Annotated in this window: 20 protein-coding genes; 4 read left to right on the top strand and 16 right to left on the bottom strand. The window is 54.3% G+C overall.

All coding sequences use genetic code 11. The annotated features are described in order from the left end of the window. Nucleotides 1-183: 183 nt before the first annotated feature. The 8 genes from EDM60_RS10105 to EDM60_RS10070 all read right to left on the bottom strand — a co-directional run bounded on the left by EDM60_RS10105 (nucleotide 184) and on the right by EDM60_RS10070 (nucleotide 10,077). Nucleotides 184-1,662 carry a DEAD/DEAH box helicase gene (locus EDM60_RS10105; RefSeq protein ID WP_122963867.1) on the bottom strand — a complete coding sequence of 493 codons (1,479 nt, stop codon included), beginning with the start codon at nucleotides 1,660-1,662 and terminating at the stop codon, nucleotides 184-186. Nucleotides 1,663-1,868: 206 nt separating this feature from the next. Then, complete coding sequence (locus EDM60_RS10100; RefSeq protein ID WP_122963866.1) at nucleotides 1,869-2,942, bottom strand: M42 family metallopeptidase; 1,074 nt, start codon at nucleotides 2,940-2,942, stop codon at nucleotides 1,869-1,871. A 98-nt stretch (nucleotides 2,943-3,040) separates the two neighbouring features. Next, nucleotides 3,041-4,342: an MFS transporter gene (locus tag EDM60_RS10095; protein ID WP_122963865.1), complete on the bottom strand. Its 1,302-nt coding sequence runs from the start codon at nucleotides 4,340-4,342 to the stop codon at nucleotides 3,041-3,043. Between the two features lie 66 nt (nucleotides 4,343-4,408). After that, complete coding sequence (locus EDM60_RS10090) at nucleotides 4,409-5,011, bottom strand: TetR/AcrR family transcriptional regulator (RefSeq protein ID WP_122963864.1); 603 nt, start codon at nucleotides 5,009-5,011, stop codon at nucleotides 4,409-4,411. 120 nt (nucleotides 5,012-5,131) lie between these two features. Beyond that, on the bottom strand, nucleotides 5,132-6,568 hold the full coding sequence (pepV, locus tag EDM60_RS10085) for a dipeptidase PepV (protein ID WP_122963863.1): 1,437 nt from the start codon (nucleotides 6,566-6,568) through the stop codon (nucleotides 5,132-5,134). Next, nucleotides 6,555-7,286: a GTP pyrophosphokinase gene (locus tag EDM60_RS10080; RefSeq protein WP_122963862.1), complete on the bottom strand. Its 732-nt coding sequence runs from the start codon at nucleotides 7,284-7,286 to the stop codon at nucleotides 6,555-6,557. Before EDM60_RS10080 ends, pepV begins: the two co-directional genes overlap by 14 nt. A 135-nt stretch (nucleotides 7,287-7,421) precedes the next feature. Further along, the gene (locus tag EDM60_RS10075) at nucleotides 7,422-9,494 is read right to left on the bottom strand and encodes a methyl-accepting chemotaxis protein (protein WP_122963861.1); all 2,073 of its coding nucleotides are present in this window, start codon (nucleotides 9,492-9,494) and stop codon (nucleotides 7,422-7,424) included. 109 nt (nucleotides 9,495-9,603) lie between these two features. Beyond that, nucleotides 9,604-10,077: an N-acetyltransferase gene (locus tag EDM60_RS10070; RefSeq protein ID WP_122963860.1), complete on the bottom strand. Its 474-nt coding sequence runs from the start codon at nucleotides 10,075-10,077 to the stop codon at nucleotides 9,604-9,606. A 197-nt stretch (nucleotides 10,078-10,274) separates the two neighbouring features. On the opposite strand from EDM60_RS10070, the gene EDM60_RS10065 reads away from it, so the two are divergent. Then, nucleotides 10,275-10,868 (top strand): TetR/AcrR family transcriptional regulator, encoded by a 594-nt coding sequence (locus EDM60_RS10065; RefSeq protein ID WP_063227964.1) that lies wholly within the window; start codon nucleotides 10,275-10,277, stop codon nucleotides 10,866-10,868. 38 nt (nucleotides 10,869-10,906) lie between these two features. Here the strand turns inward: EDM60_RS10065 and EDM60_RS10060 are convergent, their stop codons facing one another. Both EDM60_RS10060 and EDM60_RS28530 read right to left on the bottom strand, forming a co-directional pair. Continuing rightward, nucleotides 10,907-12,598 (bottom strand): peptide ABC transporter substrate-binding protein, encoded by a 1,692-nt coding sequence (locus EDM60_RS10060; RefSeq protein ID WP_370641081.1) that lies wholly within the window; start codon nucleotides 12,596-12,598, stop codon nucleotides 10,907-10,909. 3 nt (nucleotides 12,599-12,601) lie between these two features. After that, entirely contained in the window at nucleotides 12,602-12,775 is a 174-nt protein-coding gene (locus tag EDM60_RS28530; RefSeq protein ID WP_167470274.1) for a hypothetical protein, read from the bottom strand. A gap of 316 nt (nucleotides 12,776-13,091) precedes the next feature. Between EDM60_RS28530 and EDM60_RS10050 the strand changes: the two genes are divergently transcribed. Further along, nucleotides 13,092-15,584, top strand: coding sequence for a U32 family peptidase (locus EDM60_RS10050; RefSeq protein WP_122963858.1), 2,493 nt, complete (start codon nucleotides 13,092-13,094; stop codon nucleotides 15,582-15,584). Between the two features lie 28 nt (nucleotides 15,585-15,612). Next, nucleotides 15,613-15,843, top strand: a complete 231-nt coding sequence (locus EDM60_RS10045) for a DUF1128 domain-containing protein (RefSeq protein ID WP_063227962.1) — start codon at nucleotides 15,613-15,615, stop codon at nucleotides 15,841-15,843. A gap of 104 nt (nucleotides 15,844-15,947) precedes the next feature. Here EDM60_RS10045 and EDM60_RS10040 read toward each other — a convergent pair whose 3' ends face one another. Both EDM60_RS10040 and fabF read right to left on the bottom strand, forming a co-directional pair. Further along, nucleotides 15,948-17,444, bottom strand: a complete 1,497-nt coding sequence (locus EDM60_RS10040; protein WP_122963857.1) for a DHA2 family efflux MFS transporter permease subunit — start codon at nucleotides 17,442-17,444, stop codon at nucleotides 15,948-15,950. Between the two features lie 572 nt (nucleotides 17,445-18,016). After that, nucleotides 18,017-19,255 carry a beta-ketoacyl-ACP synthase II gene (gene fabF, locus EDM60_RS10035; protein WP_122963856.1) on the bottom strand — a complete coding sequence of 413 codons (1,239 nt, stop codon included), beginning with the start codon at nucleotides 19,253-19,255 and terminating at the stop codon, nucleotides 18,017-18,019. Nucleotides 19,256-19,383: 128 nt separating this feature from the next. Here fabF and EDM60_RS10030 point away from each other — a divergent pair, with 128 nt between their 5' ends. Continuing rightward, a complete protein-coding gene (locus tag EDM60_RS10030; RefSeq protein WP_122963855.1) occupies nucleotides 19,384-20,247 on the top strand; it encodes a helix-turn-helix transcriptional regulator in 864 nt (287 codons plus the stop codon). A 182-nt stretch (nucleotides 20,248-20,429) separates the two neighbouring features. On the opposite strand, the gene cimA is transcribed toward EDM60_RS10030, so the two are convergent. The 4 genes from cimA to EDM60_RS10010 all read right to left on the bottom strand — a co-directional run bounded on the left by cimA (nucleotide 20,430) and on the right by EDM60_RS10010 (nucleotide 25,590). Continuing rightward, nucleotides 20,430-22,052 carry a citramalate synthase gene (gene cimA / locus EDM60_RS10025; protein ID WP_122963854.1) on the bottom strand — a complete coding sequence of 541 codons (1,623 nt, stop codon included), beginning with the start codon at nucleotides 22,050-22,052 and terminating at the stop codon, nucleotides 20,430-20,432. Between the two features lie 118 nt (nucleotides 22,053-22,170). Further along, nucleotides 22,171-23,010, bottom strand: coding sequence for an alpha/beta hydrolase (locus tag EDM60_RS10020; RefSeq protein ID WP_122963853.1), 840 nt, complete (start codon nucleotides 23,008-23,010; stop codon nucleotides 22,171-22,173). Between the two features lie 132 nt (nucleotides 23,011-23,142). Then, complete coding sequence (locus tag EDM60_RS10015) at nucleotides 23,143-24,255, bottom strand: YheC/YheD family endospore coat-associated protein (protein WP_122963852.1); 1,113 nt, start codon at nucleotides 24,253-24,255, stop codon at nucleotides 23,143-23,145. Between the two features lie 141 nt (nucleotides 24,256-24,396). Next, nucleotides 24,397-25,590: a M20 metallopeptidase family protein gene (locus EDM60_RS10010; protein WP_122963851.1), complete on the bottom strand. Its 1,194-nt coding sequence runs from the start codon at nucleotides 25,588-25,590 to the stop codon at nucleotides 24,397-24,399. Nucleotides 25,591-25,601: the final 11 nt, after the last annotated feature.

The following is a 25,601-nucleotide window of genomic DNA, read 5'->3' as shown; positions in this document are numbered from 1 at the left end:
TAGGTTAGAGTCTAATCGATAAAAAGATTTTATTCAACATTATTCCGATATGTTTTATCAGAATTAATATTTTTGCACTTTTGTTTTATGGTTCAAATAATTCCAACAATAACTCGCCATCGGACACACGCGAAAAAGGCCCAGCTCGCACGAAGCGAATCTGGACCTTTTTTTATGCTTGCATTAACCTCTGGACTTGCCCGAATCTTGACGGAACGGTCTTGCCCCTTTGGCAGAGCGGTTTGCTCCGCCTTTTCCCGCTTTTTTGGCATCTGCCGGCTTTGCCGATTTCCCTGCTTTTCTGGCAGCAATCGCTTCTGCCTTTTTGCGGTTTTTCTCATACTGCGTCTGAAGCTCGCCCAGCTCGCGCGCCAGCTTTTTCTTGTAGCCTGGCTTTACTTTCGCTTTTTTCTTCAAAGCTTCGCGCACTGGAGCGAACTCTTTGTCTTTTTCCTTTTGCTGTTCTTTCGCCTGTTGGGCGCGCAGCTCGATGAAGTGGGCCTCGCGCTCCTGCGCACGCTCGCGACGGCCTGCATCCAGATGGCGGCCTGGCTCCAGAATGCGCTCTTCAATCGACGCCTTCGTCGCTTTGGCAAAACGGCCCATCAAGTTTTTTTGGCGCGGGGAAATGAGCGAGATCGCTTTTCCGCTCTGTCCCGCACGTCCTGTACGGCCTACGCGGTGAATGTAGCTGTCGACGTCGTTGGGCAAATCGTAGTTGATCACATGCGTGATGCCTTCGACGTCCAGCCCGCGCGCCGCGATATCGGTGGCAACCAGGTACTGGAAGCGCATCTCGCGGAACTGTCTCATCAGCTGCTCGCGCTTGCTTTGCGACAAATCTCCGTACAGCGCTTGCGCGGACAGTCCGTTTTCCTGCAAACGAGCCGTGAGCTGCTGCACGCGGACTTGCGTGTTCGCGAACACAATCGTCAAAAACGGCTGTTCCTGCTCCACGACATCGACGAGCGCATCTGTTTTGTCACTTTGGTTGACGACGTAGTAAAATTGCTCGATTTTCTCTACGGTCTTTTGCTTGCCCTCGATTTTAAGATGCGGCGGCTGCTTCATGAAGCGATGAGCGAGCCGCTTGACCAAATCGGGCATGGTTGCGGAGAAGAGCAGCACTTGACGCTGCGATGGCGTGTGGACGATCACTTGCTCGACATCCTCCAAAAAGCCCATCTCCATCATCTTGTCCGCTTCGTCCAGTACAAGCGTGGAAATCCGTCCGAAATGCAGCGAACCGCGCTTCATGTGATCGAGTACGCGGCCTGGCGTCCCGACGACCACATGTACCGTCGCTTTCAGCTTGCTCAGCTGTTTGTCAATATCCGCTCCGCCGTGCAAAGACAGCACATTCACATCGAGGTGCTTGCCCAGCTTCTCCACTTCTTTGGCAATCTGAATGGACAGCTCGCGCGTCGGGGTCAAAATCAGCGCTTGAATGTCGCGCTTTCCTTCCTCCAGACGGTTCAGGATCGGCAGCATGAACGCTGCTGTTTTTCCGGTTCCGGTCTGCGCTTGTCCAATCACATCTTTCCCTTCCAGAATCAGCGGAATCGCTTCCTCCTGGATCGGCGTCGGTTCTTTATAATACAGGTCTTGAATCCCTTGCATCAGCTCCGGTCGAAAGCCAAAAGACGCAAACGATTTTGCCATCATATCCACTTCCTTTCACATCACACGCGGTCCCGTTCTGTACACCCTTGGCTGCATGGACAGCGGGTGTGAATCATCCCAGGCAGGTTGTACCCTTGCGAAATCCTATCCTACCTATACTATAGGAGTCGCTTGAAAAATACAACCAAACCATTCGACACGCCTTCGCTTTTTGCCGTGGTCAGGAAGGTGATTTCTGCTGGAAATTAGTCGATCAATCGCGCTACCGTATCATGATCGAGCTTTTTGATCACCGCCGTCAACAGCTCGGCAGCCTGTTCAAAATCTTTTTTGGACATGATCGAATTATGGCTGTGGATGTACCTGGTGGCAAAACCGACGACCAAGGACGGGCAGCCGACACCGCTCGTATGGAACTTGTCGGCGTCCGTTCCCCCGCCTGCCATCGCATCGACTTGCACGTGGATTCCCAGCTCCTCCGCCGTATCCATGACGAGATCGCGCAGTCCGGTATGCGGAATCATCGTCGCGTCGTAGAGGAAAATCAGCGGGCCGTCGCCCATATTGCACGTGAACGGATGCGACTCGCTTCCCGGCGTATCGTAGGCGACCCCTACATCCAGGGCAAAGGCAATGTCTGGCTGCACCAAATGGGCGACCGTACCTGCTCCGCGAGAGCCGACCTCTTCCTGCACGGTTGCCCCGGCGTATACGACATTGGGGTGCTCCTCTGTCTGCAAACGCTTGAGAACCTCAATCGCGAGCGCGCACCCTGCCCGATTGTCCAGCGCTTTGGCTACCCACAACTCTCCGTCGCGCATCGTCGTAAACTCGCTTGCCGGAACAGCCCAATCGCCGGGGCGGACGCCCATCGCTTTCGCCTCTTCCTCGTTTTTAGCCCCGATGTCGATGTACAAATCTTTGAGCTTCATCACTTTTTCCCGCTCCTCTTTTTCCAGAGAATGCGGCGGTTTCGAGCCGATGATCCCCACGTATTCGCCTTTTCGCGTCTTGACCTTCACCCGCTGCGAGAGCAAATTGTGCGGCCACCAGCCGCCAAGCTGCATGAAGCGCAAGTAGCCTTTTGGCGTAATCTGCGTAATCATGAAGCCGATTTCGTCGAGGTGTCCCGCCAGCAAAATTTTCGGGCCGCCCGCATCCCCCGTTTTCGCACCGAGAACTCCGCCCAGCCGATCTTTTACGAGCTGCTCGCTAAGCGGCGCCAAATGCTCCTCCATCTTTTTTCTCACTTCGCGCTCGTGTCCGGGAACGCCGTCCACCTCTGTCAGTTCCTTGATCAATTTGGTGATGTCATCCATCAGAAAAATTCCTCCTATTGGAAAATCAATTTTTTCTTTATTCTTTTTCGCGACAGCCCAGCTAATTCCCTTGAACGCTAGACAGAGAGAAAGCAAGCTCAGGCTCCGGTCTGGATCGGGGCGGCAGAAGTCTCGGGTTCTTGCGCAAGCCGTTTGGTGATAACTGCGAACATGCCCACGCTGACAGCTCCCATGCAGGCAAATCCGGCACTGAGAAGCAGCGGCGGCACCCAGGCGCTGATGAGAATAAACACGCCGGCGCTGCTGACTCCCACGATGTTGAGCAAGGAATAAACCGCCATGTACGTGCTTCGCGCATCATCTGGCACCATGTTCGCCAGCATCGTTTGCTTTGTGGGAATGTGCATCAACTCGCCGATCGTCGCTACAAGCATCGCGAACAGCAGCAGCCATGGCGAGGCGCTGTAGCTGATCACCGTGTAGCCGCTGAAAAAAAGCACAAGACCCCACAGCAAGCTGGCGCGCTCCTTGACCTTTTTCATCAGCAGGGAGACGAGTCCGGTCAGGCATACAACCAGGAGCGTATTCTCCGATCTCAGTATCCCCAGCATGTTCATTCCGTCTACCTGAAAGGCGAGAAACGGCAGGAGCGCTTGCGGTTCCGCCAGCTCCTTCACCAGGCGAATCCCGATGGCGTTCGTCAATTGTTCTTCCACCGAGATGATCAGCAAGCTTGCCAGGGCGAACCACATGAACCATTTATGGCGAAAAACGCTCGCGTACGCCGTCAGCATCCGACTGAACTTCCGCCCTTCGCCGCCTCTTGTCTGCGCTTCCTTTTTGCCGGGCTGGCTTTGGCTTTTCGGCACATACGTCTCGCCAATGTACAAAATCGTGATGAGCAAAGAAATAGCCGTGCTGCAAGCGACTCCGACAAACAGCCAAAAGTGATGCTCCTTGAACAAAAAGGCTCCGATCATGCCGCCAGCCGCACCCGCGAGATTGTTGAGCCAGTACAAAGCCGTAAAGATCGCGCGCCGATTGTCGGGACGGCTGACATCGATAATCAACGCCTGGTAAACAGGTCCCGCCGCGCCTGTGCACAGTTGAATGAACACAAACAAGCCAAACGTCACATACGGCAGCTGATACCCCGGCGCATTTACCCAGGCAACCGCACTAAAACCTGCAAAAATAACCGCTTCACATGTGACGATCACTTTTTTCCGGCCGATCCGGTCCGCTGCATATCCCCCGGCAAACGTCCCGAGAATGCTCGCCGCCATGACCCCGATGAACATCATTCCGGTGACGGCTGTGCCCAGTTGGCTGGAGAAAAAGACGATCAAGTACGGCACAACAGACATCACCGCCAGATTCGTCCAAAATTGCAGGACCATCCGAATGCGAATCGTTCGGTCAAACGCGAAAATGCCCACGCGCGATTCCTCCTTTTTACGATTGATCAATCAATCATTTATTCGTCATAAAAAGAGCGAACACGGTTAGTCGGTCTTCGCTCCAAAAAGCTGCATGGCAAACGGCACAAATTGTTCCCACATCTGGCTGTCTGGCGAGTCGATGAGATTCACCCGCAGGCCGATCAAAAAGCTGGTGTAGGCAGTCGCAGCGTACTTGGCATCCTGGATTTGCAGCTCGCCTCGCTCCTGGCCGTTTTTCACAAGCTCGCCGATTTTCGCCCGAAACGTATTGTGAAAAGCGTCCAGCTCGGCAAACGCTTCGGCAAAGCGGTTGTGATAACCGATGACCTGCACGACCAGCCGCAAGTACGGGCCGAAGCTCGAAAAGATTTTGATATGCTTTGCCACCATGTTCCAAAGCTCTTGCGTCGGCTGCCTGGCGTTCGGATCAAAGTCGAGCAACTTGGGTGCGTACACTTGCAGCGGCTCCACGACTGCCGCGAAAAAGAGCTGGTCTTTGTTTTCAAAATACGTAAACACACTGCCAAAGCTGACGCCAGACGCCTTCGCTACTTTCGCAATCGTCGTATCGTTATAGCCGTGCTCGGCAAACATCAGAGTGGCTTGCTCCAATATCGTCTCGCGCTTCTGTTTCATTTTTTGGACTTGCGAATCGGACAAGGCCATGCAAACACGTCTCCTCATGGATGATTACTCAATCAGTCGTACTTCCAAAGTATAAACCGCGCTCCCACAAATTGTAAAGGGGATGCAGCCAATCGCCGCATCCCCGGATCATCCTGTCGATTATTTTGCCAGCTCGTAAATCGCCTGAGCGTAGATCGCTGTCGCCTTGACCAGATCGTCGACCAAAATGTACTCATCGCGCTGATGGGCACTGTCCGGGCGTCCCGGGAACAGCGGGCCAAACGCTACGCCCACATCCAGGGAGCGGCCGTAAGTGGCACCTCCAATGGCGATAATGCCTGCCTCTTCCCCTGTCTGTTCCGTGTACACCTTTTGCAGGGTAGTGACCAGCGGGTGATTCGGGTCGACGCGGTGCGGAGTCAGGTGCTCCACGACTTGCAAGTCAAAAGCAGCCGCAGCGAATCGGTCTGCGAGAGTCGTCGACCACTTCTCGAACGAGATCGAGTGCGGATAGCGAATGTTCAAGCGGAACAGCGCGTCTCCTTCCGCTTCATACTCCAGCACGCCCGTGTTCAATGTGAGCGCGCCCATCTCCTCGTCGTCATGGGCGATGCCGATCGCTTGTCCGTCATGCTGCTTGTGCAAGTAGCAATCTGCTGCGGCAACGTACACAGCCGCACGCGCGTCCAATGTCAGTGTGTGCAGGAAGTGGAGCAGCTCGGTACCTGCGTTGACCCCTTTTTTCGGGTCCATGCCGTGGACAGAGACGCCTTCCATATGCAGCACGACCAAGCTGTCTTTTGCTTCCGCCTGCCCCTTCAAACCTGTTTGCTCCAAGTGCTTCTCGTAACGCTCCACAATCGCCTGACTGTCCAGTCCCTGTGGCGCCAGCTTCGCTGTTCCTTTGTCCGGCACCATGTTCATGCGCAGGCCGGATTGGAAGGACACGAGCTTGGCGTCTGCCTGCTCGACAGCCGAAGCGCCGAGCTTTTGGAACGCTTCATACGATTGGGACAGCGTCAAGTCAGTCAAACCTTTTTCGGCATAGATCAGCGGAAAATCGGCGTCAGGCGTGAAGCCCATCGTCGGCATTTCTTCCGTTTCAAAATACGTTTTCACGCATTGCCAGCTGGACTCTTCGTCCGTCCCGAAAATGAAGCGGACGCGCTTGGAAAGAGGCAGTCCCAGTCCGAGCACCACTTTGGCTGCAAAAATCGCCGCCATGGTCGGCCCCTTGTCGTCAATCGCTCCGCGCGCGACCAGCTTCCCGTCTACGATTTCGGCGGCGTATGGCGGAGTGCTCCAGCCATCCCCTTCCGGTACGACATCGACGTGGCTCAAAATGCCGACCAGCTCTTCCCCTTGCCCGAACTCGGCGTGAGCGGCATACCCGCGAACATCCTTGGTCGTCATTCCGGCTTGCTTGCATACGTCCAGGGCAAAATCCAGCGCTTCGCGAATGCCTTTGCCAAAAGGCGCTCCTTCGCCAGCCGTAGCAGGGTCGAGCACGCTTTTGATCCGCAAAAAGTCCTGCGTCGTCGCGATCAGCTCATCCTTGAGTTTATTCGTTTCTTCCAGCCAATTAATGGTCGTCATTTTCGTTTTCTTTCCTTTCGTGTGCGCTGCTTTCCATCATTCCAGCGTCAATGTCCAGGTCCAGCTCCACCAGCGAGAGCAGCGATTCCATCGGCACTTCCTTTTTCGTGAACTCGGCCTGTGCTTCCTTGATCTCGTCGCGGATGTTGTTCATCTCGCTGTCCAGCTTGTACGAAGCTTTGGCGGCCTCAAACAACCGCTGGCGAATGTTCGACGGAATGATTCCTTCGTATTTGTAATTCAGCGAGTGTTCAATCGTTGCCCAAAAGTTCATTCCGAGTGTACGAATTTGGATTTCCACCGGGATCGTCACTTGTCCGCCCGCCATCATGATCGGGTATTCGACCGCCAGGTGATAGCCGCGATAACCGCTTTCTTTTGGCGTGGACACGTAGTCTTTTTCCAAATAGACGCGCATGTCGCCGCGCTTGCGGATCATCTCCACCACCGCGGGAATGTCGTCGATAAACTGACAGATGACGCGCACGCCCGCGATGTCCCTGATCTCCCAGCATATATTTTCATCAATCGGAAATTGCAGGCGGTTTGCTTTGTTGTAGATGCTCGGGATCGATTTGACCCGGCCCACGGCGAACTCGATAGGCGAATGCTCCTTGCGCTTGCGCAGCTCGTTGCGGATATTTTTAATTTTGACTTTGATCTCTTCTACAGCTTGCTCGAACGGCAGCAAATAAAGTTCCCAATCTAGTTTGTGCACGCTTACGTCCCTCCGGCCCGAAACTCTCCATCGTCCTTATCATTCAACATTTTGTGTGAGATATCCTTCCAAAATGCAAAAAGAGCCGGGAAAACGAACATTTCCCGGCAACGTTATGCGATTTTCCCCGCCTGGTTACTTGAGGACAAATGCGGCCAGCGAGCCGCGCAAATCGTCGGCCAGCTTCGCCAGCTGATCGGCAGATTGGGCGATCAGTTCCATCGCTGCGCTTTGCTCCTCCACCGCAGCAGAGATGCTTTGCACGCCTGCCGTAGCTTGTACGGAAGCAGCCGAAACTTCTTTGGCGACGACGACGACTTGCTGCGCATCCGGGGCCATCCGCGCGAAGGCGTCGCTGACCCGCCGGATTTCCTCCGACACGCGCAAAATGTTTTGCTCGATATGCTGGAACATTTCCCCCGACTGGCGGGCGGTTTTCATGCCGTGCGCCGTCGTCTCGGCTCCCTCGGCCATTTTTGCCACCGCGATCGCCGTGTCGTTTTGTACGTCATTGATCATGCGCACGATTTGCTGCGCAGCCTCGTTCGTGCCTTCGGACAGCTTGCGGACTTCTCCGGCGACGACCGCAAAGCCTTTGCCGTGCTCTCCGGCACGCGCTGCTTCGATCGCCGCATTCAAAGCCAGCAAGTTCGTCTGTCTGGCAATTTCCGTAATCACCGCAATGATGCGCGATATATCTTGCGAGCGCTGCTCCAGGACGTGGATCACAGAGGTGGCAGCTTCTACCGAGCGGTTGATTTCCTCCATGCTGAGAATGACCGCAGTCACTGCTTCCCTGCCTTCCTCTGCGTGCTGCTTCATCTCGGTCGAAGACAGCGTGACTTGCTGCACGTTTTGCGTGACCCCCGCTACGTCATTCGTCAAGTCCACGGCCAGATTCAGCGTTTGCCCCATTTTCTCCATCTGGTTCTCACTCGAAGCTGCCACCTGATCGACCACCTGCACAATTTGCTGGCTCGATGCGGCAATCTCGTTCGTGTTCCCGTGAATTTCCCGCACGGCGTGTGCCACAGATGCTGCCGCTTGTCCGACTTGCAAAAGAATGCCTTGCAACTGCTTTTGCATCGCCGACAGCGAACGGGCAAGCTCGCCCAGCTCGTCTTTGCGCTTCAAAAGTTTGCTTGGAAACGAGGTCGTGAAGTCGCCTTTTCCGATCCGTTCTGCGGCCAGGAGCATTCCGCTGAAAGAACGGCGCAGCCAGCCTGCCGTGTAGAGCGAAATCGCCACGATGAGCAAGAGCACCGCCCCGTTGAAAACGACCATCGCCGTTTGAATCCGGCTTGGCCCCGCCAAAATTTCCGTCATGTCCATCTCGGCGAGAATGACCCATGTATGCTTCGCTACTTTGATCTGGTCATAGGAAACGAGAACGGGCTGTCCGCGATAATCGACGCTCTCCTGCGTCCCTGAAAACCCTTCGGACTGGAAAGCCTGCCCGATGATCGGCGTGTCTACGACCTGCTTGAGAATCGTCTCCTCGCCGCTTCCCAACTGCGAACGCATCAGCTTGTCCGGCCCGACGAGATAAATTTTTCCGGTTTCGCCCAAGCCTTCTCTCTGGTTCAAGAGGCGGGAGATGTAATCGAGCGGCACTTCGACCGCGAGCTGCCCCATCATATAGCCTTTTTCGTAAATCGGAGCCGCAATGTAGACACCTGGCACATTGCCTGACGGTTCGTACCTGCCCAGATCAGACACCTCGGCGCTCTGTCCCTTCACGACCTGCTGAACAGTCTTGCCCAATACGGAGCTTGCATGCGGGCCTGTCAGCAAATTGGTGCCAAAATCCGCTTGCGGCTTTGTCTCGTACACGATCTCGCCTGTTTCACTGAGCAAAAAGGCGTTGGAAAACCCGTAGCGCGCGACTTCCATCTTCAACTCTTTGGCGTAGGACAGCTCTGCCTCTTTGTAGGCGGCAGACTCCCTGCCTCCTTGCCACAACTCGGAAAAGACAGAAACGGCAGAGATTACTGTTCCGGAGGCCGCCAGCGTATCGACGTTTTTCGTGCGCTCCCGCAAGTAATTCTCCACCTGCTCCTTGTTGCTGATTCGCAACGCTTCCAGCTTGGCTGCACTGCCATTCAGCAATTCCTGTTTCGTCTCTTGGTAAGCAAACACTCCTGCCGCGGTCAATGGTACGATACTCGCGACCAGGAGCACGATCAGTACGCGCGCGCCCAGCTTCATGGAAAGCCCCCCAATTCGAACATCTTTTCTGATTCAATATTCTCTATATTTTTATTATTGTTACGAATATAGTACCAGAAAAGAAAAAAGGAAGGCTATACCAAATGTATCAGGCAGTCTCGAAAATCATTGCGATTTCGTCGCACATGGGCAGCTTGGAACAGTTAATGCAGTCTTTCCACACTTTTTGCGGCAACGTTTCCTTCGCTACGATCCAAAATCCGCACTTTTCAAAGAACACTTTTTGATAGGTTAGCGCAAGCACACGGTTAATGCCCAGGTTGCGGCACTGGTCTACGAGATGAAGGACGAGATGCTTGCCCACGCCCATCCCTTTTGCTTTTTCCGATATCGCCAGGGAGCGGATTTCCGCCAGGTCCTCCCATAAAATATGCAGTCCGGCAACGCCAACCACTGTATCTCCATCATGAGCGACGATAAATGACTGCAAATTTTCACAGACAGAAAGTTTCGTTCGCGGCAACATCAATCCCTGTTGTGCATATTCATTAATGATTTCCAACATGGCATCGACGTCCTTCATCATTGCCTGACGTACTGTCAGCGCTTTTGCAACGCTCATTTTACTCTCCTCCACCCCATGCTCTAACAGCTCGGTATGATTAAATATTTATTCATTATAGTATATAAATATACATTCGACTCGCACAGAAGTCTATCCCTTTTTTTGCCCTTTTGCTCCTGAAATGTACGGAAAATTCTTTTGTAAGTAAGTGTTATGTTATAATCATACAAACGAGCAGAGGAGGTACTACCTTTTTGACGACGAGACGGGAGAGAAAAAAGCGGGAAACACGCGAAAAAATCTTCAACGCTGCCATCAAGCTGTTCAAGCAGCACGGCTTTGAAGCAACGACCATCGACATGATCTCGGAAGAAGCAGATGTCGCTCGCGGCACCATTTTTCTGCATTTCACGTCAAAGGAAGCAATCCTCGCCAACTGGGGATATGAACGGCTTCACGAAATCGAAGAACGCCGTGCGGAGTGGGACTACGGGGACGATTGCAAATCCAAGGTTCTGCGGATTTACAAAATCATGAACGAAGTGACGATCACCAATTTTGATTTCATCAAAGTCGTCGTGGAATCGTCGATGAAGCATCGCAAAGTGCTGGAGAACGAAAAGAACATGTACTTTGAGCTGCGCCAGCTTTTTGCAGACCTGATCGAAGAAGCGCAGGATCGGCAACAGCTGAAGGCCAAGTTCAATCCGCTCGTGGCGGCAAACATGTTGGAAAACATCTACTACAACGCGCTGTATGACTGGGTGCGCAGCGAAGGCGCCTGGGCGCTGGAAGAAATAATGGAAGAGAAGGTCTCGATTGTATTCGAAGGGCTGGTCGTGGATTAATCCAAGCGACCAGCCCTTCACATTTTTGTTAGGAACGATTATTCAAAATAGGCCCATTTGTACTGCGCATTGCCCAGCCCGGAAATGACGACATCTTTCAGGTTCGGATTTTTCGCGTAAACTGTGGATTTGAAGTAGAACGGAATTACTGGCATTTCATCCACCAGCAGCTTTTCTGCATCCTGCAAGATCGCCTTGCGTTTGGCAGCATCTTTTTCCTTGGAAGACTTGGCGAGCAGCTCGGCGTATGCCTTGCTTTCCCATCCGGTGTGGTTGTTGCCTTCTTTCGTGCGGAAAATTTCCAGGAAGTTGATCGGATCGTTGAAATCGCCTGTCCAACCCATGCGGGCTACCTGGAACTTGCCGTTTTTCACGTTTTCGTAGTACACGTTCCACTCTTGGTTCTCCAGCTTCACTTGTACTCCGAGATTTTTTTGCCACATGTCTTGCACGGCTTGCGCGATTTTGGTCTGCGCTTCTTCTGTGTTGTAGGAGAGCGTGATTGGCGGCAGCTTGTCGGCGCTCGCGTATCCTTCTTCCTTCATGCCTTCTGCCAGAAGTTGTTTCGCTTTTTCCACATCGTTGTCCTTGAACAAGCCTTGCGTGTTTTCTGCAAACATGGTCGGAGGCACTACGGCTGTCGCAACCAGTTCGCCGCCTTGCGTCACGTTGTCGACGATGTCTTGGCGGCTGATCGCCAGTGCGAACGCTTGGCGAATTTTTTTGTTATTGAACGGTTTTTGTTGCGTATTGAACTCGTACCAGTACGTTCCTGCTTTCGGCGTAATCTCCAGAAGACCTTTTTCCTTCAGCGTCTGCATCGCGTCGAGCGGCAAGTTTCCGGTAGGCGCTCCTGCCCAGTCCAGATCGCCGTTCTCCAGCATGGACAACTCGGTATTGGCGTCATTGATGATGTTCATTTCGATTTTCGTCAGCTTGACTGTGCCAGCATCCCAGTAGTTCTCGTTTTTCTCCAGCACCAGCTTGTTTTTGTGATCCCAGGAAGTCAGCTTGAACGGTCCGTTCGAAGTGTAGTTCGGACCTGCGTCCTTCGCCCAATCCGGGTGCTCTTTCGCTACTTTTGTGTTAACCGGGAAGTAGCTGTAGAAAGCGGTCAGCTCCAGGAAAAACGGCGTCGGGTTTTCCAACTGGACGACCAGTGTCTTGTCATCCGTCGCTTTTACCCCGATCTCTTCCGGCTTTGCTTTTCCGCTGAATGCCGCTTCTGCATTTTTCACATAAAAGAGCTGGTAGGCGTATTCGGAACCGTTTTTCGCGTCCAATACCCATTTCCAGGCGTTCTCGAAGTCGTGTGCCGTTACCGGATCACCGTTTGACCATTTGGCGTTGTCCCGCAGTGTAAAGGTATAGGTGAGCAGATCGTCGGACGCTTTGATTTCTTGGGCAATCGCCGGTTGTGGCACGCCGTCTTTGTCGATTCGTGTCAGTCCCTCAAACGTCTGGAAAATGACATTGGAAGACCATACATCTGTAATCATTCCCGGATGCAGAGAAAGCGGCTCCGTAAAGTTGTTCAGTCGGAGCACCTGCTCAGGCTGTTTGGTTTCCTTCGCTGGTGCCGGCTGAGTTGTCGCCTGTTGCGATGGCTGGGCTGGTTTTGCGGCTTCCGGTGCCTGTCCGCACGCCGCCAGAGATACGGTCAAGCCTGTCGCGAGTACCGCTTTGACCGTTTTATTCCACCAGTTGCTGTTCTTGTTTGCTGTCATCATCGTTTATTCCCCTTTTTTAGGGAGCCGTTGTTGTCCATTCTGCTGTTGCCATTCTTTCAGCTCGTCTTTGATTTGGTATAGTTCTGCCCGGGTTTCAAGCTTAAACGCTTTTAACTCGCTTTTGATGCAGGCAAGCTCATGAAACAGCTTGTCCCACATTTCCTGGTCCTGTGCCATGTTCGCCTCCTTTCTGCGCTGCTGTTGCCAGTTGTCATTCGGCTAGATCACGAGCCGAGCTATAAGCTGTGCAAACGATGGCTATAATGGTGGGGAAGCTTGTTGCTCAAAAAAATCCACGAATTTTGTCGATTTGGCTGATCATTCCATTGTGGAATCTTTTGATTTTTCTTACAGAATACCATCAAACTCACACTTACTGGAAGCGACAATTTTCAACATTTGGAGAAGTGGAGGTTTTTGTTGCGGGAGCAAGGACATTTCCCTATGATGAAGAAGAGCTTTTTTTAAAGACCTTGGAGGTAATGACATACACATGCGAAACAACATAAAGCGTGAAGATATTGAGCTGTTGGCCCCCGCAGGCAACTGGGACTGTTTGAAAGCCGCCGTCGCGAATGGTGCCAACGCCATCTTTTTCGGTGTAGAAAAGTTCAACGCACGCGCACGCGCGGAGAACTTTCAAATGGCTGAGCTGCCTGAGATTATGGCTTACTTGCATATGTACGGTGTAAAAGGTTTTCTTACCTTTAATATTCTCGTATTCGAAAACGAGCTGGAGGATGCCCGCGAACTGATTGACGCCTGTATTCACGCCGGGGTGGACGCGGTTATCGTCCAGGACCTCGGTCTGGTGAAGCTGATTCGCGAAATCTCCCCTGACTTCCCGATCCACGGCTCCACGCAGATGACGATCACTTCCCCGGAAGCTGTCGAATTTACGAAACCATTCGACATGGAACGCGTCGTTTTGGGCCGGGAAAATTCCTTGAAGGAAATCAAGAAGATCGGCGAAAAAGCGAAGCTGCCGATGGAAGTTTTTGTCCACGGCGCTTTGTGCGTCTCCTACTCTGGTCAGTGTCTGACTTCGGAAATGTGGGGCGGTCGCTCTGCCAACCGCGGCGAGTGCGCCCAGGCTTGCCGACTGCCGTACGATTTGATGGTGGACGGCGTGCAAAAGGATATGGGCAACATCGCCTACGTCCTCTCGCCAAAAGATCTGGCTGCCGTCGACCTGGTTCCCGAGCTGATCGAGGCAGGCGTCACTTCTTTTAAAATCGAAGGGCGTCTGAAATCTCCGGAGTACGTAGCCAACGTGGTCAGCAAATACAACGCGGCAATCGAGCGCTATTTTGCCGGACAAGACACAGGCCCGTCGGAAATAGAAATTCGCGAGTTGCAGCAAAGCTTTTCCCGTGGTTTCACCCACGGATTTTTGGAAGGAACGAACAACAAGCAGCTCATAGACGGATCGTTCCCGAAAAGCCGCGGCGTCTTTTTAGGCACAGTGAAAAAGTTGCTGGGCACAAGCGTGCTCGTGGAAATTGCTGCTCCTGTCAAACGCGGTGACGGCATCGTGTTCGACGCGGGCGACCCGACGCAAAAAGAAGAAGGCGGACGCGTCTACGATATTTTGTCCCGCGGCAAAAAGATCGAGGGCGAAGTGGAAAAAGGCGTGTACGAGATCGTGATGGGCCGAAACGACGTCAACCTGAAACGACTCCACGTAGGCGACCGCGTCTGGAAAACAAGCGATCCCGAGCTTGACCGCCGCCTGCGCAAAACGTTTGAAACGGAAAAGCCGTACCGCACGTTCCCACTGTCGGTGCATGTCAGCGGCAAGCTGGGCGATAAACTCTGCATCACCTGGGTGGACAAACAGGCGAACCACGCTGTCACCGTTCCGTCGGAGAAGCTGCTGGAATCTGCCGTGAAGCGACCGCTGACGCACGAGCTTTTGCATGACCAGCTCAGCCGTCTGGGCGGAACGGTTTACCATCTGGACGCTCACGATTTGACGGTTGACCTTGCCGGAGACTTGATCGTTCCGGTCAGCGAGCTGAACCGGATGCGCCGTGAAGCGGTAGAGCAGCTTGTGTACTTGCGTTCCAAGCCGCCTGTCTACCAGCATCGCGATGTGAATGTGTATGCGGACGTGCCTCGCTCGCAGCCGGTGGAAAAGCCGCTGTTGACAGCTTTGTGCCGCTCGCTGGAACAACTGGAAGCTGCGGCGCAGACGGACGTCGATTTCCTTTACGCGGACTTCGAATTTGTCAAACAGTATCCAGAAGGCGTCAAGCTGGCGCACAAATACGGCAAGAAAATCGGGATTGCCACGATGCGCATCCACATGCCGGATGAAAACGGCGTGCTCGCCCTGATTGCCAAAAGCAAGCCGGACGCGATTTTGGTGCGCAATACAGGGGCACTCTACTACTACCTGTCCCGCAAGGATGAGATCGACATCCCGCTGATCGGCGATTTCTCCCTGAACGTGGCCAACCATAAAGCGGTGGAGCTGTTCCTCGAAGCTGGCCTGACACGGGTCACGCCTTCGTATGATCTGAACATCCAGCAAATGGTGGACTTGCTCAGCCGCTCCAACGCAGCAAACATGGAGCTGGTCATCCATCAGCATATGCCGATGTTCCATACCGAGCACTGCGTATACTGCACGTTCATGAGTGAGGGAACCGACCATACCAACTGCGGAACCCCATGCGAAACCTCTCGCATCTCGCTCAAGGATCGCGTCGGCTTCTCGCATCCGGTGCGGGTAGATACCGGCTGCCGCAACACGGTGTACAACGCCATCGACCAGTCTGGCGCGGAGTATTTGAAAGAGTTCCGCTCCCTGAATGTAGGCAGCTACCGCATCGAGTTTCTGGAAGAAGAACCGGAGCGCGTGCGTGAAGTCATCAGCCTGTATCGTAAGGCTCTGCGCGGAGAAGTTAGCGGCACACACGTATGGCGCACGCTGAAAGCGACCAACCAGCTCGGCGTCACGCGTGGACAGCTGACCAAATAACAAGCAGCGTTGGAGAGGAGACCAAGCAATGGCAGATTTGAAAGAGGCAACCCAGGAAAATTTGGCGGTTCTGATCGAGGGCATCAAAGCCAAGCTCAACATGGCGAACACAGCGGTTATGCGCCCGGAAGATTTTGACCTCGCCCACTACGAAGACCTTTTGTACCTGTACAACATGGTGCAGAAAAAAACGGCGTTTGGCATCAATGAGATGACGGCGATCGTCGAAGAATTAGGGGCTATGAGAAAACAAGGCTAGTACGCAGCACGCGTCAAAAAGCGGCGCCTCCCTTTTGCGGAAGCGGCGCTTTTTTTATGTTATGGTTTTTGGTTTTTTTATGGCTTTTGGCGGACTGCGCTTGCTTACGACGGCTGGGGTACTCTTTTTTGTGCGGCAGCCTCTTGTCTTCGCGGCGTTTTGTTGCCGAGGAACAGCGCTAAAACGAGCGCGATGACGGTAAACAGCGTGGCGATCATAAAGGCATCGTTTGTGCCCATGGCAATTCCTTGCTTCGTCGCCAGCTGCATCTGGGCGAGGTCAGCCGGGTTGAGGTGCTGGCTTCGGACGATATCCGCCGTGTGGGCTGCGCTTTTCGTCGTCATGATCGTGACGAACAACGCTGTGCCGAGCGCTCCCCCTATCGCGTTGATCGTGTTGGACATCGCCGTCCCGTGCGGATTGAGCTGCAATGGCAGGGCGTTCAAGCCTGACGTCATGACGGGCATCATCAGCATCGACAGTCCGAACATGCGCACGGTGTAAAGCGTCACCAAGTAGCTGTAGCTTGTCGAGAGGCTCAGCTTCGTGAAGCCGTAAGTCGTGACGATCGTGATAATGAGTCCGATCAGGGCGAGCCATTTTGCGCCAAACTTGTCAAACAGCTTGCCTGTGATCGGAGACATGATGCCCATGATGATGCTCCCCGGCAAAAGCAGCAAGCCTGATTGCACAGGTGTGAAGTGCAGGATGTTTTGCACGTAGACAGGCAGGAGAATCATCCCCGAGTAGAGCGACATGTTGACCATCAGGCTGATCAGGACGGCCAACGTGTAGGCCGGAGTTTGAAAGATGCGAAACTCCAGCATCGCATGGTCAATCGACAACTGCCGCCAGACAAACGCCCCCAAGCTGATACAGCCCACGAGCAGCATGCCGATGACTTCTGCACTCCTCCAGCCCGCCGCGCCTGCGGAGCTGAAGCCGTAGAGCAGCCCGCCGAAGCCGATCGTCGACAAGACGACTCCCCATGAGTCCAGCTTCGGATTTTGCGTCTCGGTCACATTTTTCAGGACGAAAAAGGACGTGACCAGCACGATCAGCGCAATCGGCAGGACGACGAAAAACAGCAAGCGCCACGAGTAATGCTCGACAATCCACCCGGACAAGGTCGGCCCGATCGCCGGGGCAAAGACCATGGCAATCCCGACGATGCCCATCGCGGAACCGCGCCGATCAGCGGGGAACATGTTGAAAATGACATTGGTCATGAGCGGCATGAGAATCCCTGCCCCCGCTGCTTGCACCACGCGTCCGATCAACATGATCGAGAAGCTGGGGGCAATGCCGCAGATGAGCGTTCCTGCGGCAAAAAGGCTCATTGCGGAAATAAACAGCTGTCTGGTCGTATATTTTTCCATCAGAAAAGCCGTCGTCGGGATCAGGACGCCGTTGACCAGCATGTAAATGGTGATGACCCATTGGGCTGTGGAGGTAGTGATGTGGAATTGCTCCATCAGCTTGGGGAGGGCTACGTTGAGGAGTGTCTGGTTCAGCAGGGCCGCTATCGCTCCGGCAATAATGACGCCGAGAATCGGTGCCCGCTGGATGTTTGTTTCTGTCGCTCCCTGCTCGTTCGTCATGAATGATTCCCCTTTTTTGGTTCTGGTTTTTGTTAGTATGCTGCCTTTTTCCTAGGGGCATTCTTGGAGTTGGCGGGGGGTTCTAGGCGGAATGGTGAATGACTGAAAGATTGCTTGGGATCGTGCTTTGGAGTCTGCTTTATTTCGAAACTTCGGAGATCGCGAAGAAAAGGATGAAGGATTGAAAGATTGGTTTGGGGGGGCGCTTCGTAGTCTGCTTCGTCGGTACTTTTGGCGTGGCGAGGAAAGAGACGAATCGCTGTAGCTTCTTGGGATACCCCCTGTTGGCTTCACTGCACGGCTCCGGGGAAAAGCGAAACCACGCCAAAAAAGAGATTTCTCATCCCTGATCAACTTTCAAAAAGCACTATCCAACCACAGCTACACGTCGGCCGAGGAAACAGGGGAAACAAGCGAAAGGGCTTTGGGACTCTTACCGAGACGCAGGCGAAAAAGGAAAACACGCTTTCAGGCGGCAACGTGCGTCCGCTTCCCTGATCTCTAATCAAGCAAAAAAAAAGAGCCTCCCCAAACACCCCGGAAGACTCCCTCACTCTAACTTTCTGACTTCCTTACCCCTCGTACTTCCGCAGCACAATCACCGCATTGTGTCCACCAAAGCCAAAGGAATTGGACATCCCCACGTTCAGCGCCATGCGACGGGCTGTATTTGGCACATAGTCCAGATCACAGACAGGATCTCGCTCGTCCTGGTTGATCGTCGGCGGTACGACTCCCTCCTGAAGGCTCTTGATCAGCGCAATCGCCTCCGCGCCGCCTGCCGCCCCGAACATATGCCCTGTCATCGACTTGTTGGCCGTGATCGGGATGCGCCCGGCGTGGTCGCCCAACAGACGTTTGATCGCCAGCGTCTCCGAACGGTCACCGACTTCCGTACCTGTAGCGTGAGCGCTGATCACATCCAGCTCCGCAGGCTCGATTCCCGCTTCCTCCAGCGCCCATTTCATCGCCCGGTATGGGCCAAGCCCTTCCGGATGGGTAGCAACCATATGGTAGGCGTCGGAGCTTGCTCCGTAGCCGATTACTTCCGCGTAAATCCGAGCGTCACGCTTCCTTGCGTGCGAGTAAGACTCCACAATCAGGATACCCGCTCCCTCCGCCATGACAAACCCGTCCCGCTTGGCATCAAAAGGGCGGCTCGCCGCAGCCGGATCGTCGTTTCGCGTGGACAAGGCAGTCGCATTGCTGAAGCTCGCCAGCGATACCTCGTTAATCGCGGCTTCCGTTCCTCCGGCAATCACTACGTCAGCTTTGCCCGATTGGATCAGCCGATACGCTTCGCCGATCGAAGTATTGCCAATCGAGCAGGCCGTGACAGGCGACATCGTCGGGCCGTATATGCCGTATTTGATGCTGATCATTGCCGCTGCTATATTGGAGATCAGCATCGGCACCAGCGTAGGGCTGACCCGCTCCGGCCCGCGGCTTCTCAGCGTGTCGTACTGGTCCAATAACGTCTGCACGCCGCCAATTCCAGAGCCGACATAGACGCCTATCCGTTCGCGATCGCAATCGTCGAGCTGGAGTCCTGCATCTGCCAGCGCTTCGTCCGCCGCTGCAATCGCAAACTGGCAAAAGCGGTCCATTCTTCTCGCCTCTTTGCGCCCGAATCGCGCCTCCGGGTCAAAATCCCGGACAAGACCCGCGATTTTCGTTTTAAACCGGGATGTATCAAATATGTCAATGTGGGAGATGCCTGGCTTTCCTTCAACCAGGCTGCTCCAAAATTGCTCGACATTGCTTCCGATAGGGGAAATGACGCCCATCCCCGTAACCACTACTTTCTCCATCATTATCCTCCTTTACAAGCCCTTATGGAAACCATCTTGTCACATGATTTATCCTATTACAAGTTGTTGTTTATCCTAGTATAATAAGTAACAGTTTTACCCATTTTCGACTTGGAAAGGAAGTCCGCATGAACAATCAGACACGCCTGCAGGCACTCTCGTCCTTTTTAAAAGCGCAGCGAGCAAAAATTTTGCCTCAGTCCGTCGGGCTTGCTCCTGGCACAAGGCGGCGGACGCCTGGCCTGCGCCGGGAAGAAGTGGCACAATTGGCAGGGGTAAGCTCCACCTGGTACACGTGGCTGGAACAAGGCCGGGATATCAAAGTATCCCCCTCCGTTCTCGATGCCGTATCCAAAGCACTGCAACTGACTGTCGACGAGCGCAAGTATTTGTACGCGCTCGCCTTGGAAAGCGGCACAACTGTCGGCACCACGCTGCACAAAGACGAGTCGCCCCAGATCAGTCCAGCCCTGGAGCGAATTGTGAACGAGCTGCACTCCTGTCCTGCCATCATCTCGGACAGACGCCTCCACATCGTCGGCTGGAACAAAGCGGCGGCGCACGTCTTTCTCGATTTCGAGCAAATACCAGTGGAAGAGCGCAATCTGATCCGATTGTTGTTCACGCGAAAAGAGCTGCGGCGGCTCGCCGTCAACTGGGAGCACTTCGTCAGCGGCTTTCTCGCGATTTTTCGCGCGTACTACGGACAGTACGTGGAAGACGAATGGTACGAGCACTTTTTGCGCGAAATGAGAGACGTCCACCCCGACTTTCATCGGCTGTGGGAACAGAGCGACGTCAGCACGGCTCCTGAGGTGCTGCTGGAGTTTCGCCATGCCAAAGCCGGAAAAATGCAGTTTCACCTCACCTCCCTGCAAGTACAGGGCAGCGCTGACTTGCGTTGCAGCATTTATACCCCGGACCCCCAATCGTCGACCGAAACAAAGCTGCGCCAGCTAATCGACCGCCCCGCTGCGGAGACGCCAGACTGAGCTGGCACGCGCAACGCAAAAAAGACCAGCCCACGCTCATTCGGACAGCCCCTCCTGTTCGCTCTGTCTCACAACAGGAGGGCCAATTCGCTGAACTGTAGCTGGTCATTTTTAAGCGTGCGTGTGTGCAAACATGCCACGCTTCCTTACATTTTTGTTCCCTTTACATGGGGTGTTTCCAACTAATGATTGACGATTCCGACCCGCGTCTCTGCTGCGGACAAATGTCCCGCTTCCTCGCAGCCTTCCCGCCACAACAAGTAGCGAATACTGTCTGCGAGCGCCTCCCAGCTTGCTTCGATTACGTTGGTAGACACCCCGACCGTGCTCCACTTCTCCCCGTTGCTTGCCGACTCGATCAGCACGCGGACTTTTGCCGCTGTCGCTCCGTTTTCATCCAGAACACGCACCTTGTAGTCGGCCAGATGCATGTTGGCGATACAGGGGTAGTAGCTCTCCAGCGCTTTGCGCATGGCGTTGTCCAGCGCGTTGACAGGACCGTTGCCATCCGCGGCTGTATGTACGCTCTCCCCGTTTACCCGCAGCTTGACTGTCGCCTCGGACGTGATCGACTGGATGGCCGCCTTTTCCATCAAAATCTTGAAAGAATCGAGCGTGAACAAATTTTTCAGCTTGCCGGCAGCCTCAAGCAGCATGAGCGTGAGCGAAGCTTCCGCGCCCTCGTACTGGTAGCCCTGGAACTCGCGCTCTTTGATGCGTGTAATGATCTCGCGGGTCTTTTCCCGATCCAGCGACAGATCGATCTCCAGCTCTTCCATTTTGGCGAGCAGATTGCTCTGTCCGGCCAGCTCGGAGACGAGCACGCGGCGCTTGTTGCCGATGTTTTCCGGCTCGATGTGCTCGTACGTTTTCGGATCGCGCAATACGGCGCTGACGTGGATTCCGCCTTTGTGGGCAAAAGCGCTGTGTCCGACAAAAGGCTGGTTGTTCGGCAGCGTCATGTTGGCGATCTCCGCCACGTAGCGCGAAAGCTGCGTCAGCTCTTGCAACTGCTCGCTGCTCACGCACTCGTAGCCGAGCTTAAGCTGCAAATTGGGCACAACGGAAATAAGGTTGACGTTGCCGCAGCGCTCCCCGATCCCGTTGATCGTTCCTTGCACTTGCTTGGCTCCCGCCTGAATCGCGGCCAAAGCGTTCGCCACAGCTACGCCGCTGTCGTTGTGCGGATGAATCCCCAGCGGCGTACGAAGTTGTCCGGCAGCCGCCTTGACGATCTCGTATACTTCGTGTGGCAGACTTCCGCCGTTTGTATCGCAAAGGACAATCCAGTCGGCACCCGCCTCTTCGGCAGCCGCAAGCACCCGCAGGGCATACAGCGGGTTTGCTTTGTAGCCGTCGAAGAAATGCTCCGCCAAAAAGAGTGTCGTCAAACCGTTCTGTTTCAAAAAGGCCACCGAATCAGCGACCATGCGCACGTTTTCTTCCAAAGTCGTCTTCAAGGCGTCCGTCACGTGCAAGTCCCATGCCTTCCCGAAAATCGCCGCAGCTTCGGCACCGCTGGCGATCAGCGCCAGCAAGTTGTCGTCTGCGGCTGCTGCCACATTCGGACGACAGGTGCTGCCAAAAGCCGTCACTTTGGCGTGCTGTAGCGGAATCTCGCGGATACGCTCAAAAAACGCCATATCCTTTGGATTGCTCCCAGGCCAACCGCCCTCGATAAAATCAATTCCGAACTGATCCAGCCGCAGTGCGATCTTTATCTTGTCTTCCACCGACAGGCTGATCCCCTCTCCCTGCGTACCATCTCGCAGGGTGGTATCGTACAGATACACCTTGCTGTTCATGTTTCTTCTCCACCTATCTCTGGTATTTTCTGAATAGTCACATCATTTGAATCTTTTGACGTTACCCAGTATACCATAGCCCAAATGGATTGAAAACGCAGGAAAATCCAGGCTTTTTCTATGTCCGCGGGGTACGGACAAAAGCCGCCGTTTGCTCAATGACCGCTTCCAGTTGCGGAGAAGTTCCTGCAAACGGATGACGCGTGTTCCACGTATGGTCGCCGCCTTCTATCCAGTGCAGCTCGCTGTGCTTCGCCGCCTGATGAATCCGTTTGGCACCCTCTACCAGACGGACAAAATCTTTTTCTCCGCTCAAGATGCACAAAGGTGTTTCCATCGAAGACACTTTCGCCAAAATGTCATACGCTTCCCGGTTTTGATCCACATCCTCGATCACCGTCCGCGTAATCGGCATATCTTGCCCAGTGCGCGCATTGGCGATATAGCCGACGCCCGTTTCCGCGATTTGCTTGCGCAATCCTGCATCAAACAAATTGACATCGGCAATTCCATTCCAGGTCACGATTCCCGCCACGCGCGGATTGCCCGCTCCGAACAGGATGGCATCCCCGCCGCCTTTGCTGTGTCCAAGCACGTACAGTCTGGATTTGTCCACATAGTCTGGCCAGACAAACTCACCGGAATCGATCCATTCGACCAGCGCTTGCAGGTCGGCAAGCTCACGCGCGTACGTGTTGCGGCCGAACTTTTCCAGCTCGTCAAATTCGGTCAAGCTCTCGCCCACACCGTTGCAGCTAAAATTAAAGCGGATCGTCGTCACGCCTCGCTTCGCCAGCTCGTCTGCCACATAGGGGAAGCTGCCCCAATCCTTGAAGCCTTTGAACCCGTGGCAAAACAGCAACAGCGGCTGGTCGGCACCCGCTGCCTCGTCTGTATGTACATTCCCCCGAAGCGTCAAGCCTTCGCCCAACTCAATCGAAAAAGCTTCCTGTCTCATGCTCATCTCCTCCATTCCTTTGTTTGTGAACCTTGCACGCCGTCAAGGAGCACGCATCCACCTGGCTATTATTATGCCGCATGCCTTGCGCAAAAGAAATGAAAAAGACCCTCCAAGCTGTGGAGAGCCTTTTCACCCGAGTCCGAATCGCTGGTCTTTCATCCGCTCATTTTTTTCGATCAAATACAAGGCGTATTCCAACGGCCTGCGCACTGCCTGCCGATAGCGCCGATGCTCCCCGAGCTGCCGGAATATTTCCCTGCCAGGCTTCGGATTGATCTCGATAATCCACACATGGCCGTACACATCGATGCCTAAGTCAAACCCGAACTCCATCATCTGCCCGAAGTGCTGCTCGATTCTGCCGATAGTCAGCGTGACAAGCTCTTTGCATTCGAGCACGATTCTTTTGGCGGCTTCTTGCCCGAAGCGGCTCGCCAAAAAAGGAATGGCTGGCATCGCCGTCCCGCCGCCGTGCAAATTGGACGTCGAAGAGCGCGTCGAACCGATGCGTATGCCCATGCCTGTCAGCCGCCAGATGCCTTCTCCGTCTTTTTGCGCAAGCACCCTGGCATCGACGGTTCGCCCAGGCACCAGAGCCAATTGCAAACCTTGCTGGAGAAAAAACTGCTCTTTTCCGTTCTTTTCTTTTTCCATCCACGCTTCGAGCCGCTCGCATACTTTGCTGATCGAGGACAGCTTTTCCCTGCTTTTCGCCTGCTGTTTGGTTCTGCCATGCAGCAGATAGCCCTCTTCTGTTTTTTCCACGCGCAAAATGCTTCGCCCGCCCGAGCCGTTTGTCGGCTTGAGATACACCTGGCGATGGCGTTTCAGCATCGAGACCAGCGTGCTTCTTGCGTAAGCGAACGTCTCGGGCAGCCATTTCGTCAAAAACGGGTCTTCCAGCAAAATTTGATGGAGATTGAATTTATTCGTAAAACGGCTGTTGGCATAGCGGAACAAGTTTTGCTTGCGAAACGGCGGATAGTGGCTATGCTTCGCCAACGGATAATACCGATAGCGGTCTATGACAATGTCCGGCCACTCAAACCATTCGCTCTTCCAGCCTTTTTCGGCAGGGATGAAGCCTTTGATTTTCCGCTCGGACACATGCACATCCTGCGGCCCGAAAACAAAGACGTCGGCGCCCAGCTCTCTCCCTTCCTTGACCAGACGGCGAAAAAATCCCGGTTCGATAAAGCCGGATTCTCCCCGGTAGGTCAGTATGCCGATCCGTTTTCTCACTGGAGGCAGCCCCCTCCTTTGCTCATCTGATTGCCGTGTGCGGTATGCGATGCCTCATTTCAACAGTTTATGGCAAGACGCCAAAAAAGCGCCATTGCCACTGCTAGGCAAAAGCGCATCTTTGCAAGGGAAAGGTTTATACTACCCCTCTTTTTTCTCCAGATAGAGCAAAGCTGTTCGTCCGAGCAGCTCTCCGGCGATGAGCATGGAGTCTTCGTCGATGTCAAAATGCGGGTGGTGGTGCGGATACTTCGCCAGCTTCTCCGGGTTGCCGGCCCCGACAAACAAATACGCCCCAGGCACCTTTTCCAAATAGTAAGAGAAGTCTTCTCCTCCCATGAGCGGCTTCATCGGTTCCACGCGCTCCGGACCAAAGGCAGCCAGCGCCGCTTCACGGGCGATTTGCGCTTCCGCTTCATGATTGATGACCGCAGGATAGCCGCGCTCGTACGACACTTTCGCCTCTGCGCCCATCATGGCAGCCGTGCCGACAGCGATTTCCGTGAGGCGAAGCTCAGCGCGATCACGCACGTCCGGCAGGAACGAACGCACCGTTCCCGTCAGGCGACAACTGTCTGCGATGATATTGTTGTTGTCACCGCCGTTGAACGTCCCGACCGTCACGACGACGCTTTCCAACGGACTGACGTTGCGGCTGGCGATCGTCTGCAAATTTCCTACGATTTGCGAGCCGACCACGATCGAATCGACTGTCTCCTCAGGAACAGCGCCATGACCGCCGCGGCCCTTGATTTCGATCACAAAGTCATCTGTATTCGCCATGATCGGGCCACCGCTGATGAACACTTTGCCTACTGGCAGCATGGACCAGAGATGGACGCCAAATACAGCGTCTACGCCGTCGACTGCGCCGTCCGCTGTCATCTGGATCGCTCCGCCTGGCGATTCTTCTTCCGCGTGCTGGAACAAAAAACGGATTTCCCCGGCAAACTGGTCGCGATGCGCCGCCAGCACGCTCGCCAAGCCCAACAGCTCGGAGGTATGCGCATCGTGGCCACAGGCGTGCATGACACCAGGAACCGTCGATTTGTACGGAACATCTTTTTGATCTTGAATCGGCAACGCGTCGAAATCAGCCCGCAAAGCGACGACTTTGCCCGGACGGCTGCCCTTGAGCACTCCGATGACCCCGCGGCCGCCCACTCCGGTTTTTACTTCGTCAAACTCCAGGCCACGCAAAATTTCCGCGATCATCGCCGGAGTTTTTTCCTCTTGAAAGGACAGTTCCGGATATTGGTGAAGATGGCGGCGCCACGCGATCATTTGCGGCTCCACCTCTTTGAGCAACGATTTCAAACGTTCCTGCAACGACATGCTGTGTTCTC

This window comes from Brevibacillus parabrevis (genome assembly GCF_003710905.1).
In the GTDB taxonomy this organism is placed as follows: Bacteria; Bacillota; Bacilli; order Brevibacillales; family Brevibacillaceae; genus Brevibacillus; species Brevibacillus parabrevis.
This window is presented reverse-complemented; position numbering and strand designations above follow the sequence as displayed.